The 14,978-nt window shown below is 35.1% G+C and carries 12 protein-coding genes, 3 tRNA genes and 1 pseudogene; 3 read left to right on the top strand and 13 right to left on the bottom strand.

The features are described 5' to 3' along the window. Nucleotides 1-242: 242 nt before the first annotated feature. The 6 genes from ABY905_RS07095 to ABY905_RS07070 form a co-directional block, all read right to left on the bottom strand. Nucleotides 243-830, bottom strand: coding sequence for a pentapeptide repeat-containing protein (locus tag ABY905_RS07095; protein ID WP_372641988.1), 588 nt, complete (start codon nucleotides 828-830; stop codon nucleotides 243-245). A 164-nt stretch (nucleotides 831-994) separates the two neighbouring features. Then, nucleotides 995-1,948 carry a succinylglutamate desuccinylase/aspartoacylase family protein gene (locus ABY905_RS07090; protein WP_372641986.1) on the bottom strand — a complete coding sequence of 318 codons (954 nt, stop codon included), beginning with the start codon at nucleotides 1,946-1,948 and terminating at the stop codon, nucleotides 995-997. Further along, a complete protein-coding gene (rimK, locus tag ABY905_RS07085; protein ID WP_372641984.1) occupies nucleotides 1,941-2,813 on the bottom strand; it encodes a 30S ribosomal protein S6--L-glutamate ligase in 873 nt (290 codons plus the stop codon). The genes ABY905_RS07090 and rimK overlap by 8 nt, the downstream gene beginning before the upstream one ends. Before the next feature lie 12 nt (nucleotides 2,814-2,825). Further along, nucleotides 2,826-3,269, bottom strand: a complete 444-nt coding sequence (locus ABY905_RS07080) for an ATP-dependent zinc protease (protein ID WP_372641982.1) — start codon at nucleotides 3,267-3,269, stop codon at nucleotides 2,826-2,828. Between the two features lie 1,081 nt (nucleotides 3,270-4,350). Further along, nucleotides 4,351-5,196, bottom strand: coding sequence for a TPR end-of-group domain-containing protein (locus tag ABY905_RS07075; protein ID WP_372641980.1), 846 nt, complete (start codon nucleotides 5,194-5,196; stop codon nucleotides 4,351-4,353). Nucleotides 5,197-5,435: 239 nt separating this feature from the next. Further along, the gene (locus ABY905_RS07070; protein WP_372641978.1) at nucleotides 5,436-7,916 is read right to left on the bottom strand and encodes an AsmA-like C-terminal region-containing protein; all 2,481 of its coding nucleotides are present in this window, start codon (nucleotides 7,914-7,916) and stop codon (nucleotides 5,436-5,438) included. A 282-nt stretch (nucleotides 7,917-8,198) separates the two neighbouring features. Here ABY905_RS07070 and ABY905_RS07065 point away from each other — a divergent pair. From ABY905_RS07065 to ABY905_RS07055, 3 genes are all read left to right on the top strand, one after another. After that, nucleotides 8,199-8,272, top strand: a tRNA-Arg gene (locus ABY905_RS07065). A 179-nt stretch (nucleotides 8,273-8,451) separates the two neighbouring features. Further along, nucleotides 8,452-8,525 (top strand) — tRNA-Arg (locus tag ABY905_RS07060). Nucleotides 8,526-8,648: 123 nt separating this feature from the next. Then, nucleotides 8,649-8,722 (top strand) — tRNA-Arg (locus tag ABY905_RS07055). Nucleotides 8,723-9,039: 317 nt separating this feature from the next. Here ABY905_RS07055 and ABY905_RS07050 read toward each other — a convergent pair. The 7 genes and pseudogenes from ABY905_RS07050 to ABY905_RS07020 form a co-directional block, all read right to left on the bottom strand. Next, nucleotides 9,040-9,582: an NlpC/P60 family protein gene (locus ABY905_RS07050; protein ID WP_372641976.1), complete on the bottom strand. Its 543-nt coding sequence runs from the start codon at nucleotides 9,580-9,582 to the stop codon at nucleotides 9,040-9,042. Between the two features lie 118 nt (nucleotides 9,583-9,700). Further along, nucleotides 9,701-10,819: an ABC transporter permease gene (locus ABY905_RS07045; RefSeq protein ID WP_372641974.1), complete on the bottom strand. Its 1,119-nt coding sequence runs from the start codon at nucleotides 10,817-10,819 to the stop codon at nucleotides 9,701-9,703. Nucleotides 10,820-10,870: 51 nt separating this feature from the next. Continuing rightward, nucleotides 10,871-11,977, bottom strand: a complete 1,107-nt coding sequence (locus ABY905_RS07040; protein WP_372641972.1) for an ABC transporter permease — start codon at nucleotides 11,975-11,977, stop codon at nucleotides 10,871-10,873. A 124-nt stretch (nucleotides 11,978-12,101) separates the two neighbouring features. Continuing rightward, nucleotides 12,102-12,848 carry an ABC transporter ATP-binding protein gene (locus ABY905_RS07035; protein WP_372641970.1) on the bottom strand — a complete coding sequence of 249 codons (747 nt, stop codon included), beginning with the start codon at nucleotides 12,846-12,848 and terminating at the stop codon, nucleotides 12,102-12,104. Continuing rightward, entirely contained in the window at nucleotides 12,845-13,771 is a 927-nt protein-coding gene (locus ABY905_RS07030) for an ABC transporter ATP-binding protein (RefSeq protein WP_372641968.1), read from the bottom strand. Before ABY905_RS07030 ends, ABY905_RS07035 begins: the two co-directional genes overlap by 4 nt. A 2-nt stretch (nucleotides 13,772-13,773) precedes the next feature. Beyond that, the gene (locus ABY905_RS07025) at nucleotides 13,774-14,664 is read right to left on the bottom strand and encodes an HlyD family secretion protein (RefSeq protein ID WP_372641966.1); all 891 of its coding nucleotides are present in this window, start codon (nucleotides 14,662-14,664) and stop codon (nucleotides 13,774-13,776) included. Nucleotides 14,665-14,685: 21 nt separating this feature from the next. Further along, nucleotides 14,686-14,978, bottom strand: a pseudogene (locus tag ABY905_RS07020) (hypothetical protein); the annotation flags it as partial.

Genomic DNA, 14,978 nt, shown 5'->3' with positions numbered 1-14,978 from the left:
TATGCGATTATTATCGTTTTGGTTGCACTATATGCTTTATTCTGGTAGAGAAATTTAGAATTGGATAAGCATTTAGTGTAAAGAGGACTTAATGGTTTGGCTGGTTATGAGATCTAATTACATTTGAGCTTATTCAATTTACATATAGAAAAAAGGTGGGTTCTTGATTGAATCCACCTTTTTTGTTTCACCATTTTTTTTGTCGTAGCTTGTTTATCTCAACTTTTGGGTTGAAATCAACTTTAAGAGCTATAATCGATATCTAATTGGTATTTATGTAGTAAACCTTCAAGATTGAGTGCTGAGAATTTGGCTTTCTTTAATTTATTAGATTCAGCATCTATCGAATAGTTTTTTGCAGTTCTAAAATCCACCTTTTCCAGTATGCTATTTAAAAATACGGCATTTGTTAAGTCACAGTCAGAAAATACTGAAGCAGATAAATTTACTTCAGTAAAATCAGTCTCTTTCAAAGAGCATTTATCGAATTCTGTTTTCATCAACCTTGTGCCATAAAAGGTAGAATAATCCAAATGACAATTGTGAAATGAAAAAGAGAACATAAATTTATTACACTCCGAAAAATCAACACCTAAAATCTTACACTCTTTAAAGGTTGCATTCCTAAAACCTGCCCCTTGAACTTTTGTCATCGAAAAGTCGCAATTTTCAAAAGTGCAATCTTCAAAACTGTTACCAATAAGATCACTTCTTACGAAAATACAGGCCACAAATCTACATTTATAAAACTCTCGATCTCTCAAAATCTTTTCCGTGTAGTCAATATTTGCGAACAACTTTCTTTCGTGTGTTTTTATTTCAATTGTCATTGAGTCTATCTTTCTCTTTTGGTATTTTAATACTGTTTTACTTTGACGCTTAAAGGTCTTGCTAAGTTTCTTGAGTACTTATAGTGATCGGGATTAAAACGACCACCGCTTGCTATTGTAAGATTCTACCGTGTTATTTATCAAATATTATATTAAAACTAACTTTATTTCGTTTCAATATTTACATGAAAAATAGCATCCCCTTTGTAAACAATAGGAGCAGTATTCAATCCATAAATACAACAATCAAAAGGAGCAACTATATTCTTATCAAATTCACCATAAGGATCATAAATTCTACCAATAACTGTCTTTTGTTTTACATAGCTACCGTTTATTACCAGAGATTCAAATATCCCCGAATACGGAGCACGCAACCATTTGGTCTTTTTCAATAAAAAATAATCGGTGTCAATTTTTAGATCTCCCTCCTGCATGCCTAAATGCTTCATAATATTTAAAGCGCCATTAACACCACAGCTTATTACTTTTTGATCAAGCTTAAGAGATTTTCCACCTTCAAACAATAAAATAGTTTTACCCATTTTATTCATCAGATCCCTTATGGATTTAGAAATATAATTAGAATCAATTATGAATTTCGCTCCAAATATTTTTGCGAGATTCAAGTTTTTTTCATTCTTAAAATCACATCTAACATTCGGGTAATTCTCTCGACTAGATCCTCCGGTATGAAAATCCAAAACATAGTCGACTAAAGGGGCAATTTCCTTTGTGAATTTATATGCAAACTGACTGGCCAATGACCCGTTTGCAGTGCCAGGAAACATTCTGTTTAAATCTCTTCCATCAGGAAACTCCCTTTGCTGATTCAAATAACCAAATACATTAAATACGGGGATGCATATTACTGTACCTTTTTTGGGTTTATTATATTTTTTTCGAATAATATCCCTTACAATTGCAACTCCATTCATTTCATTCCCATGTACACCACCTAAAAGTAAAAGAACAGGACCATCAATAGATGCTCGTTCCACAATTACAGGAATACTTAAGTTGTTTCTTGTATGGAGTTTAGCAACATCCATTTCTAGGATAGCACTTTCTCCTTTTCTAATTTCTTTGCCTAGTATAATGAATTCATTTTTAGACATTTCTTTCAATGTATTTTATGATTTCCTTGGCTATGTCTTTTTTTGTTGCTGCTTCAATACCTTCCAGGCCTGGAGATGAATTGACTTCTAAAACTAAAGGACCATTTTCAGATTGTAACATATCAACCCCTGCAACACCAAGTCCCATTGCTTTTGCTGCTTTAATTGCTGTTAATTCTTCCTGATCAGTTAATTCAATAATATTAGCACTACCACCTCGATGTAAATTAGAACGGAATTCACCATCTTTACCTTGTCTTTTCATTGCGCCTACGATGACGCCATCTACAACAAATGCACGGATGTCAGCCCCTCCAGCTTCCTTGATATACTGCTGAGCAATAACTCTTGCTTTTAATCCATTAAAAGCTTCAATAACAGAACTTGCTGCGTTATGAGTTTCAGCCAGCACAACTCCCAATCCTTGAGTGCCTTCTAATAATTTCAAAACCAATGGTGCTCCTCCAACCGATTCAATTACATGATCTACATCTTTAGCATAGTTTGTAAATATTGTTTTTGGTAGTCCAACGCCAGATCTAGCCAAGATTTGTAAACTCCTCAGTTTATCTCTTGAATTGACTAATGCTTGCGATTTAACTGCTGAGAATATATTCATCATTTCGAATTGACGCACTACAGCAGTTCCGTAAAATGTAACAGAGGCTCCAATTCGTGGAATTATAGCATCAACATCGTCTAAGTAAATACCATTATAGTATAACCTAGGGGATTTTTTCTCAAGCTCTATTACGCATTTTAGATGATCAACAACTAAGGCTTCATGTCCTTTTTCTTGTGCTGCCTCTACTAATCTTTTAGTAGAATATAGTTTTGGGTTTCTTGATAAAATTACAATTTTCATTATTCTATATAATTAAGTATTTTTTTTTTCTGATTTTAGTTTGAAAGAGAGGTTTTTTGAAGAAGTATCTACTATAAATTTTTTATTTAGAAATCTTCTTCCAAGCAATATGGGAATTCTCATGTCACTTCTCTCACTTAGAGATAGTTTAATTGAATATTCTTTTCCAAAAATCACAATTTTTGTATTGACAATAAACCGTTGCTCAACGGCTCCAAATGAACTTTTCACTGATTTTACTTCATAATTTTTCACTTTAAATATTTTACTGTTGTATTGGGTATGTGAAGGATCTAAGAGTTTAAATTCAATAAATTTTTCTCCATCTAATTCAATTTCTTGAACATCATGGCAATGAATTGATGAAGTATAGGCACCAGTATCTACTTTGATATCGATGTCTAGCAAATTTAATTCAGGAAAATCTGCTTTATCAATTCTTCCGATTATTTTCATACACTAATTATTTAATGATGTAATGCACAAAGGTCTGGTTATGAAGCGTTGTGATATTCGAGTTTTGAGCTGAGTATAACAAAAAAAATAAAGCGATGTGCAAAACATCAATGTTACACCTCACTCGCAATGCTTTATCAACTTTTTTGTGTGCTTTGAGTAGTGAAAGTAGTAAAAGTTATTATATGGTATTAATATTTATGAAATAAAGTTCAGAGGGTGTAAGTCCTTTACCTGTTCAGCAAGGGCAGTCCTATGCTTGGTCTCTTAAGTGTAATGAGGAACGAATTCAGGAATGCCCGTAAAAAAAAAGTATTTTATGAATCATGGGGGCTGGACTGGGGAGAAGCCCTTATGAATGCTTTTCGTGAAAAATATTTTTATGAATAAATTCGTAGTGCCTATGCTGCAGCTCTAGCGTAAACATACGCTCGGTGGTTTGAACGGTGGTTGCTGAGCTTGCCGCAGTTTTGCGAGAGCGTTTTAGGCCTCGAAAATGAACCTAAAAAAACGAGAAGCCTTCTTTTTGAAAAAAAAGCTTCTCGCAATTCAAATTGTTCATCTATCATCATACAAAAATCTTAGTCTCACGAACAATAACTTTTCTATAATAGAAGAATGCTAATAAAATTATTTAGCTTATTAAATACTAGAATAACTTCTTAAATAAGTCTCTGGCTTTCTTTTCCAGATCTTTTTCACCTTTCTTCAACTCTTTCAGAGCAGCATCCTTTGCTTGCTTAATGGCTTTGCTAAGTTCACTTTTAGATCACTTGCAGTTCCGGTAATCTTAACAGAAACGTCTAGCTTTTGAATGCTTTTGTTGCCTAATATCTTATCAAGGGATTTGGTGAATAATTATTGGTAGAAAAAATGAATGAATTTTCTCTTATGTAATATCTGCTATACAAACAATAATAAATCGGGTAGTTTACGTCCAAATATATTCGTGTAATTTTTGATTACAGTGAACGATTTACTTGAAGATTAGACTTTACACCCAATTAGTCTCTAAGCTGGTTGATGATTCTTTTGATCTTAATTGATTTTCATTGAAATAACCACTCGAAAGGCATAGTAGTTACGAGTGGGGAATTAACAACTTAAAAGCTTTATTATCATGCAAATTTTCAAAATGTTTTTCTTTTAGCAATTCGTCTTGTAAGGTCTCAGATAATTCTAGAGCCTTTTCAATATCTTTAAGTGCTTCAGTTTGTTTATCCAGTTTTGCATAAGCACAAGCACGTTGCCAGTATGCAAGAGAATACCCATTGTCATACTCAATAGCGGTATTTGAAAGATCCAGTGCCCAGCGCACTTCTCCAATTTCTAATAATGCATCAGCCTTATAGGTCAGGGCTTCAATGTCATCCGGTTTAATATTTAAGATTTCATCGTATATTGAAATTTTATCTTCTTCACTTTTTTCTAGTCCAACACGCATCCATAAAGAGTGAATCGAATTTGTATTTGTTATGTCTTGTTGCGCTTCCATGATGACTTTCGAACGCTCTGTCATTTTTATCTCAATTTGCCTTAAGCGATTTTCATAGTCAGCTGTGAGAGTTTCTACTTTCTTTGTCATATCAATCTTTAGACTCTTTTTAATATCATTCAGTGAACGCCAACCTACAAGCACCAACAATGAAGCTGCCGCAGTTATTATGTAAAAAATATTGTTTATTGTACTTGTGGTATAATTAATTGCTCTATCTGATGACTCCAATTTGGCTTCAGCAATTTGTATTGTAACCTGTGCTTTCAACCTTTCATTTTCCTGTCTCAAACTTTTTATTTCATCAAGTATATACCGTTCAATAAATGGTTTGTATAATGGCTTTTCGATAGTATCTAATTCAACGGTACTGTTTGAAAATAAAATAACAGGTATGCTTAAAAAGATTATTGCTAAAAATAATTTTGACATGATATTATTGACTTTTTTTTTGATTTTAATTTTGTGCAAGTTATATAATTATTGTCATTGAAATTTTTTTATTTTTTCTCCCTATGAGTTCGAAAAAAGATAAGCTTATAATTTCCTTTTTGATTCACAAGAAACTCATATGTTTCTTTTTGGATTATAATATTTGAGAATTAATGAGAATGAAAAAGGGCTGAATCCTTTATAGAATCAGCCCTTTAATGTTTTTTATTTCGAATTGTTTAGAATAACTTCTTAAATAAGTCTCTGGCTTTCTTTTCCAGATCTTTTTTACCTTTCTTCTTCAGTTCTTTCAGTGCAGCATCCTTTGCTTGCTTAATTGCTTTGCTTAGGTCTAAGTTCACTTTTGGATCGTCGGTCGTTCCAGTAATTTTTACGGAAACATCAAGTTTGTCAATGGTTTTGTTTCCAGGAATATTAGCTAAGAATTTGTTAACATCAGATCCTAGTTCTTCCTTAGGTAATTTCATATTCATCGTGAAATCCAATTTGCCATCAACCGATTGTGTCCCATAGATCGTTGCGTCATGTCCGGCAATCTTAGTTTTAAAAGGTTTTACGACTATATTTCCGTTAGTGATAACGAAATCCATATCGAATTTAGAAACGGAGATACGTTTGTAGCTATCATTTTTCAAGGCTTTTGCCAGTGCAACAAAAGCCTTACTGTCTTTTATTATTATTCCTCTTGAGTGGAATGAACCCAAACCATTCAGGGTATTCATAACAGGAGCCATTTCTTCATTCAACTGAGATTTGATCTTCAAATCCGAAGAAACTTTCCCTTCGCAATTTAATGCCATTGGAATCATCTTCTTAACCATACTTAAAGACTCGTAAGTCGATTTGATATCGAAATCATTGACATCTAAACCAAAATCGAAATTCGGCTTTTTAACATCCTTAGTGCTGTAAGAACCGTTCATAGTCATTTGTCCTTTAAGCATATTCATCGAAAGATTGGTGAGTTTTGCAACCGAATTCTTAACAACGATAAGACCCTTCACATCTTCAATCAGCATCTTATCGAATTTGATTTTCTGCATGGAAGCAACAAATCTGATATCTAAATTAGCTGGGACAGCAACAACTGACATTGGTATAGTATCCGTACTTTCAACCTTTTTGGTTTCGCTTTCTGTCATGAATTCGTTTAAGTCGAAAGTTTTCGAACTCATGTTGAAATTCCCCTTAAGCGTTTTTCCTTTTAGCGCATAAGGAATGTAATTTTCAATCTTACCATTCAATTGTACATCCGATTTTCCAATAAGAGAGTTGAAAGAGTTCAGGCTAATGAATCGTGGTGTAAAGCTTAGAACGGAGCTAATAATCTTAATGCCTTGTGGGAAGTCAGGTGTGGTGAATTCAAAGTTCTTAAGCTTAAGATCACCCTTAGCCATGAACTTTTCATACTCTTCTTTTTCAATTGCTGATAAACGACCGTTGAAACTGATGTCAGAAGTTACAATTCCTGCAATTTTAATGCTGTCCATAGGAATGGCATGACAAATTTTGGCGAAGTCGATAACACCTTTACAAAGACCACTAATTTCAGGATCGCTCATTGGTGTCTTAATATGAATCTCCGCATCAATAGGGTTGTTGGCAACCTCAAAATGGAAAGCATTAACGTCGGTAACAAGTGCATCAAGGTCACCACCTGGGTGGTTCACTTCAGCGTCAATTTTAATATTATTGATGGTTTCAGGAAGATTGGGGTACTTGATATTGGCATCGGCCACTTTTAGTTTCGCACCAAAAGCAGGCATATGATCTTCTCTGTATTCACCCTTAACGAATGCATTCAGAACCAAGTTTCCCGTTGTTTCCAGTCCTTTTATATCTTTCATGAATGCTTCTGGAACCATTGATAACAGAGATTTGAAATCTGTCTTTTTAGCATCCAGTTTTAGATCCATTTTATAGGCATCTTTCAACATGGCGAAACTTCCCATCATGCCAAATTCCAAATCATTTAGAGTCAGTTTGTTTTCTTTAAAGTCGAAAACCATATTTTCTAAGTCTGCACCCAAAGCAGCTTCTAAACCTAAGTTGGCATTATTAAGGTATTTTATGCCTTCATAATCGAAGGTAATTCCAGTAGCTGTAGAATTAACGTTTAGATTGGTTTCTTTAGCAGAAAAATCGCCGTTAAGGCTTAAATCCAAATCGGTAAGAACTAAATTCGCTTTTAAAGTGGCATCGTGGTATTCCAAAGCGAAATCTTCTACGCGTACTTCTTCGAATATAATTTTAAAGTCAGAAGCTTCAGTGCTTTCTTCCTCAACAACGACTTCTTCGGCTGTAGCCTTAGAGATATCCCAATTGGCTTTCCCTGATTCAAGGACTAAAGCCTTAACTTTTGTTTTGGCTAATACGATAGCCCCAACATTAAGTTGTTTGCCTGAAATAGCCGAACCCAAATCGACAGCAGTATATAAGCTACCTACATAGGCTAAGGTGTCATTTGCAAATTCACCCTTACCAACGACAGAAATACCTTGTATTTCAACGAATAATTTTGGGAAATTTTTAAACATAGATAGGCTGACATCTGCAATTTCAATTTTTGCATCAACAGCCTTATCCATTTCTACTTTTACACGATCCATAATCTGATCTTTGAAAAGGTAGGGAAGCAGAGCTAATAATAGTATTAGGACTAGAATTATTCCACCAAAGATTTTTAAGAATTTCTTCATTTTAGTAATTTTATATTTACAAAGTTGATTTAACAAAAAGGGTAAATTGTTTCAAATATTAAAATTAGGCTTTTTTAGCTTCAGAACAATTTACCTATTCATGTTTTAATGAAATTTAAGCATAAAAGCCTCCAAATTAAAAGTCTTTAATTTATTTTCGTTTTGTATACGGTTTAGATTCAGCTTCGTATAATGAATAAAGGGCTTTGTGTGTTTTTTTGGTGTGAAAATGCTTGCAGCATTAGAAAAAAAAGCCTTATATTTGCATCGCAATTAAGAAAAGGACGTGTAGCATAACTGGATAGTGCACCTCGTTACGGCCGAGGAGGTTGGGGGTTCGAATCCCTCCATGTTCACATAAAGATTGAATTTCCCACCAAGTAGGAGGGGTAAGAACCCAAAGGGGTTCGTAATAAATTCATGACGAGCTTGCGAGGAATAATCCCTCCATGTTCACAATAAGGGCTTATACAGATAACGATTTGTATAAAATGAATCAGAAAATAATCCGTAATTCTGATCGGAAAAATATAATGGACGTGTAGCATAACTGGATAGTGCACCTCGTTACGGCCGAGGAGGTTGGGGGTTCGAATCCCTCCATGTTCACTTAATGAAGATTGAATTTCCCACCAAGTAGGAGGGATGAGAACCCAAAGGGGTTCGTAATACATTCATGACGAACGCGGTGAGGAGTAATCCCTCCATGTTCACCATTATAAAAAACATACTGGACGCGTAGCATAACTGGATAGTGCACCTCGTTACGGCCGAGGAGGTTGGGGGTTCGAATCCCTCCGTGTTCACATAAACTCATCAGGAAACTGGTGAGTTTTTTTGTATCTAATTTTCAGTAAAATAAAAGGGATGAGAACCTATTTAGGGGTTCGTAACATGTTCATGACGAACGGATTGAGGAGTAATCCCTCCGTGTTCACTTATAAAAGGAGATCTTTCATTAATTTGATTGATCTCTTTTTTGTTGCACGAGATTCTGGGATTTGAACGCCTCTGGGGGGGCGTAATAAATTAATGAGCGAGGGATGATCGAATAATCCCTCTGTGATCACATAAAACTCATCAGGAAATTGGTGAGTTTTTTTTTTGTCTAATTTTTAATCTCTTAAAGAATTCTACGTGATGCGAGGTAGTGTTTCAACCAGTAAGGGTTATTCAAATTCGATTTCATAAGGCCCTTCTTCGTTGAAACATGCATAAATAGGTTATCGCCCATAAATATGCCAACGTGACGATAACGTTTTGAGGTTCTAAATAAAACTAAATCCCCAATTCGAAGCTGAGTCTTTTTTATTGCTGTGCCTTCCTTGAGCATGAGCCTTGTTGTGCGCGGCAAGCTAATGTTGAAAATATTCTTGTAGGTGAACTGAACAAAGCCAGAACAGTCGAATCCCTTTATGCTAGTTCCACCATATTTATAGGGCACAGCTTTGTATTTGTTGTAGTGTGTCTCAAGTTTGTGCTTTATACTGATCTTCTTTTTAGGTTTTTGTACTTCAGCTTTTCTTTTGGCTTTGGTCTTTTCTTTTTCTTCTTTCGCTTCTTTACTGATATGTTTACTCGTTGTCCGCTTATTTATTTTGCTGTTTGTAGAACAAGAAGCAATTGCAAATGCTATCAGAATAAGGAAAAGAATTTGTTTAAGCATAGAATACGTTTTTTGTTGGATGATTAGAGAAATAGTAAGAATACATCTAACGATTTCTCTAATAAAAGTAACCGTGATTCACTGTACTTATTGTAGGGTGTGAATTTTAAATATGAAACTAAGCCACCTTCCTGTATCGGTTTACAGCAATTGACAGTATCGCTACTGAATACACAGCTAGAATACCCAAATCCTTCGCTATATCCATGAATCCAGATCCTTTCAGCATAATCATTCTGATAATCTTGATAAAGTAGGCCACAGGGTTTAATATGTTTAGCTTTTGTCCCCACATAGGCATACTTTCTGTAGGTGTAAACAGGCCGCTCATCATGATAAAAATGATCATGAAAAACCAGGCTATGAACATGGCTTGTTGCTGTGTTTCGGTTTGTGTGGAGATGAGTAGCCCAATTCCCAGAATTGTAAGTAAATAAACAAAGGCGACTAAATATATGAGCCAAACAGAGCCTAAGAGCGGAATCTGAAATACAAATGCTGCAAGTATCAAGCCTACTCCCAGTTCGAAGAATCCGATAACAAGGAAGGGAATAAGCTTCCCAATAAGAAACTGGTGTTTCTTAATTGGGGTGACATTAATCTGTTCTATTGTGCCAATTTCCTTCTCGCGCACAACATTCATGGCAGATAAAAACAGACCGATTACAGTAACCAACAAGACTAAGATTCCCGGAAGCATATAGGGAATGTATTTCATCTCTGGATTGAACAAATGGGAATACGTATTTTGTACTTGTAGAATCGTTTTACCAGTATTTAAGGCTTTAAGTTTTGAGTTGACCTGTATGTTGTATTCTTGTATCACAGAGAGAATATAAGCATTGTAGAGTCCTGCGGCGCTGGCATCTATGGCATTAACCAAGACCTGAACTTCAGCTGATTTTTTCTTATCAACAGATTCTCCAAATCCATTTTCAAAATAGATGATGGCATCTACATGATCTTTAATTAGCTCGTCTTCGGCTTCTTTAATTGAGAAATCGACATTCTTAACAGTGAAAAATGGTGATCCATTAAACTTGGATATAATTTCGCGTGAATGTGAGGAGAGATCTTTGTCAACAACAAACAAATTGGTGTTTTTCATTTCGTAAGTTGCAGCAAAAACCAAAACACAAAGCTGAATGATTGGCATTGCAAAAATGACAGGCAGCATACTTTTGTTTCTAAATACCTGTAGAAATTCCTTTTGTAATATGAATTTTATAGTTCGCATGTTGTGTTTCCTTTACAGTTTTAATAAATAGACTCTGTTAAAAAATCATTATTACTCCAATCTGATTTTAAACTTCTTGACACTTAGGCCTATAAAACCTGCCGTCATACCTATGAGAATCAATGTTTCTTTCCAAACAAATTCAAAACCAGTTCCCTTTAGCATGATATTTTTGATGATTACAATGAACCATCGTGGTGGAATAATATTGCTAATTATTTGCAAGGGCAAGGGCATATTCCGTAGTGGGAAAATGAAACCTGAAAGTAGAATTGTGGGTAGCATTAATGCAAACATCGAAAGCATCATGGCGACCTGCTGACTATCGGAAACTGTAGAAATAAAAATGCCCAATGAGAGTGCCAATAGAATAAATAGAAGACTCTCGGCCATAAGTAAAGCGAAGCTGCCAAGCACAGGAACACCAAAAACAAAATAGCCCATTCCTACAATAATAAGGGCATTGATAAATGATAGAATGAGATAAGGTGTTACTTTTCCCAAAATAATTTGCCAGGGTTGCAGAGGTGAAACCAGGAGGATTTCCATGGTTCCCATTTCTTTTTCTCGTGCAATAGAAATGGAGGTCATCATTGCCGAAACCAGCATCAGAATTGTAGCCATAATTCCAGGAACAAACATATAGACGCTCTCCATATTTGGATTGAAATACATTCTTGTTTTGGGAACAATCTGACGGGGCATTACCTTGCCTCTATTTATTTCTAAATTGTAATTTTGAAGAATCCCTTGAAGGTAATTTACTTCGAGGCTTGCCATATTGGGTTCTGAAGCATCGGTTAATATCTGAACAGAAGCTTTTGAGTTTTGGATAAGTTTCTTCCCAAACTCAGGTTCGAAAACCAAAACAACTTTTGTTTCTCCTTTTCGAAAAGCTCTATCAACCTGGTCAATACCATCCAGATTTTCAACCAACTTGAAATAACCTGATGATGTTATTTTATTGATGATTTCTGATGTGTACTCATCTTTAGAATGATCTACCACAGACATTCTCACATCTTTAAGGTCGTTGGTAATCACAAAACCAAAAAGTAATAACTGGACAATAGGCATTCCAAACAAAATCAGCATTGATCTTTTGTCGCGAAAGATGTGATAAAACTCTTTTCTTAGGAAACCAATAAATCGTTTCATATGCTTATAATTTTCTTGTTAAGGCCATATGTAAGTCGCCAAATAAGCATCTTATCAGTGAGATTATTTTGTTTATGGCTCGTTTCATATGTTTATATTATTGCTAATAATGTCAATTTGTTGACTATTCCTGGTAGTTGCTTTTTCTTGCCAGACGAAGAAAAACTTCATCCATGTCCTTGGCTTGGAATTGATTCTTAAGTTCTTCTGGGGTATCTAAAGCTTCAATTCGTCCATCAACCATTATCGAAACCCGATTGCAATATTCGGCTTCATCCATATAGTGTGTGGTTACAAAAACAGTAATACCATTTCGTGATGCTTCATAAATCAAATCCCAGAATTGTCTTCTCGTAACAGGATCGACACCTCCGGTTGGTTCATCCAGGAATACAATTTCAGGATTGTGGAAAATGGCGACTGAAAAGGCCAATTTTTGTTTCCATCCCAAAGGCAGCTCGCCAATGCGTTTATTCCTTGCATGAACCAGATCGAGTTTTTGCAATAAGTTATCAGACTTTGACTTAATTTCTTTGGATGACATGCCATAAATTCCAGCATAGAATCTTATGTTTTCAAATACCGTTAGATCTTCATACAAAGAAAACTTTTGGCTCATGTAGCCTATGCTTTTTTTCAGTTCTTCTCTTTGTTTGTAAACATCCAGACCTGCTACCATTATTTCTCCTGAGGTTGGGTAGGAAAGGCCACATAGAATTTTTATTGCAGTGGTCTTACCCGCACCATTAGCACCCAGGAATCCAAATATTTCACCCTTATAAACATCAAATGATAAATCGTCATTTGCTGTGAACGAGCCGAATTTTTTGTATAAGTTCCGTACCGATATTACTTTTTCGTCTGTATTCATTTCTGAATTGTATTTTGTTGACTTAAGGCCATAAAGCAATCTTCAATGCCAGCAGTAATCTGCTTAATTTCAATATCATTTTGTCCTTTAGATATCAGATAATCTTTCAAGTCTGAAGTCGAAATATGATCTCGAGTATCGGTGTAATGAATGCTTTGACCAAATGGGAAAACCGAATTAGCGAAAGGATAAGCACGTAAATCCAACAAGAGCTGATAGGTATCTTTGCCTTGTATCGAATACAAGTCCTTTTCAAAGCTAGACATAATACCTGAAGGTGTATCCAGACTTAGAATTTCACCAGCTTGCATCAGAGCAACTCTTTCGCAGAGATTAGCTTCGTCCATATATGGCGTGGCAACCACAATGGTAATGCCTTTGGATTTTAAACTCTTAAGCATTTGCCAAAACTCAGATCTCGAAACAGCATCAACACCAGTTGTTGGTTCATCAAGCAGCAATATTTTGGGTTGATGAATTAGAGCACAACAGAGCGCTAATTTTTGTTTCATTCCTCCGGATAATTTGCCAGCTAGTCGGTCTTTGAAGGGTTCAATCTGAAGCCATATATCTCGAATCATATCCATATTATCCTCTATTCGAGTATCAAAAACTGTCGCAAAGAAATTCAGGTTTTCCAAAACACTCAAATCCTGATATAAGGAGAATTTTCCTGGCATATAACCTAAGAGGTTTCGAATATGCTTGTATTCTTTAACCATCTCGAAGCCACATAATGTTGCAGAGCCTGAATCAGGAACAAGTAGAGTTGCCATTAAGCGAAATAAACTTGTTTTCCCTGCGCCATCTGGTCCTATCAAACCGAATAACTCTCCTGACTCTATTTCAAGATTAATATTCTTGAGAGCCTGAACATCACCATAGGATTTCGATAGATCTTTTATACTAATTTTGGAGTCCATATTTATTTGAATCTAATTTCACCTGGCATACCAATTTTCAAAAGGCCGTCATTTTTCACTTTTACTTTGATGGCATAAACCAATTTTACACGTTCCTTCTTAGTTTGGATAATTTTAGGTGTAAATTCTGATTGAGACGAGATCCATACTACTTTTCCTTTTAAAGTATGATTTTCCTCTTTGTTTTTATCGATAATAACATCGACTTCTTGTCCGATTTTGACAGATGAAAGTTGATCACCACTGATGTAAACCCTTAAGTCAAGTGTTCTCAAATCGGCTAATTTAAATAGGGGAGTGCCTGCGTTTACCATTTCGTACGCTTCATGATATTTCTCTAAAACTGTTGAAGCTTGTGGCACTGTGATTTTACTCTTTTTAATCAAGTCATTTAAGGCATCAATCTTTCGATCTAGACTTTCCAGCTCGGCAAATACTTTAGCATTTTCAGTTTTAACCGACTTAATTTGTTTCTCCGCGATCTGTATGCCTCCATTTATATCATCAACTTGTTTCTGTGTTGCAGCTCCATCAGTAAACATCTGATCAATTCTTGATTTATCCTTTTTGAGGATGGAAATTTGTTCCTGATAAACAGCTATGCGTGAAAGGATATTTTTAACGCCTGAGGCAACAGCACGTTTTTGTGCTTTAAGTTGTTCTCTTTTTAGGAACAACTGAGTAGTATCTATAATGCCAACCTGTTCAGCTTGGGTAAATACATCACCTTCATCAATATTAAGAGATAGAATTTTCCCAGAATTCTCAGCTGAAATCATATATTCTGTCGCTTCAAAATTTCCGTAAGCATCCGATTCATTTTCATTCTGATTGCAGGCATTTGTCAGGAAACCCAAGGCTAAACCGATACCTATTAGTGTCTTTTTATTCATCTTATTGATATTTATATGCTTTTATATTCCTTGAATTCGTTTGTATTCAGCCAGAGATTGCTGCAACTGTATGCTATGATACTCCTTATTTAATTTGGCTTGAATTTCCTTATTCAAATTTTCCAAATAATCACTTGAGGTAATCACGCCATTATCTAATTGGGATGCTGAGTTTTTACTGATATCTTCTTGTAATTCTATTATGGCAGCATCTTGTTGTAATAAAATCTGGTATTTTTTAATTTCGTTAGATTCTTTCCCCAACTCGATACGTTGATTTTGTGTAAAACTCAATTCTTTGCTTACAACTAAAT

The sequence above is a fragment of the Ancylomarina sp. genome (assembly GCF_041555295.1).
In the GTDB taxonomy this organism is placed as follows: Bacteria; Bacteroidota; Bacteroidia; order Bacteroidales; family Marinifilaceae; genus Ancylomarina.
Note: the sequence above shows the minus strand (reverse complement) of the source record. Positions and strands in the feature narration are given on the sequence as shown.

Coding starts and splice junctions, on each gene's coding strand:
- ABY905_RS07095 (WP_372641988.1), bottom strand. CDS start 830: ATGACAATTGAAATAAAAACACACGAAAGAAAGTTGTTCGCAAATATT.
- ABY905_RS07090 (WP_372641986.1), bottom strand. CDS start 1,948: ATGTCTAAAAATGAATTCATTATACTAGGCAAAGAAATTAGAAAAGGA.
- rimK (WP_372641984.1), bottom strand. CDS start 2,813: ATGAAAATTGTAATTTTATCAAGAAACCCAAAACTATATTCTACTAAA.
- ABY905_RS07080 (WP_372641982.1), bottom strand. CDS start 3,269: ATGAAAATAATCGGAAGAATTGATAAAGCAGATTTTCCTGAATTAAAT.
- ABY905_RS07075 (WP_372641980.1), bottom strand. CDS start 5,196: ATGTCAAAATTATTTTTAGCAATAATCTTTTTAAGCATACCTGTTATT.
- ABY905_RS07070 (WP_372641978.1), bottom strand. CDS start 7,916: ATGAAGAAATTCTTAAAAATCTTTGGTGGAATAATTCTAGTCCTAATA.
- ABY905_RS07050 (WP_372641976.1), bottom strand. CDS start 9,582: ATGCTTAAACAAATTCTTTTCCTTATTCTGATAGCATTTGCAATTGCT.
- ABY905_RS07045 (WP_372641974.1), bottom strand. CDS start 10,819: ATGCGAACTATAAAATTCATATTACAAAAGGAATTTCTACAGGTATTT.
- ABY905_RS07040 (WP_372641972.1), bottom strand. CDS start 11,977: ATGAAACGATTTATTGGTTTCCTAAGAAAAGAGTTTTATCACATCTTT.
- ABY905_RS07035 (WP_372641970.1), bottom strand. CDS start 12,848: ATGAATACAGACGAAAAAGTAATATCGGTACGGAACTTATACAAAAAA.
- ABY905_RS07030 (WP_372641968.1), bottom strand. CDS start 13,771: ATGGACTCCAAAATTAGTATAAAAGATCTATCGAAATCCTATGGTGAT.
- ABY905_RS07025 (WP_372641966.1), bottom strand. CDS start 14,664: ATGAATAAAAAGACACTAATAGGTATCGGTTTAGCCTTGGGTTTCCTG.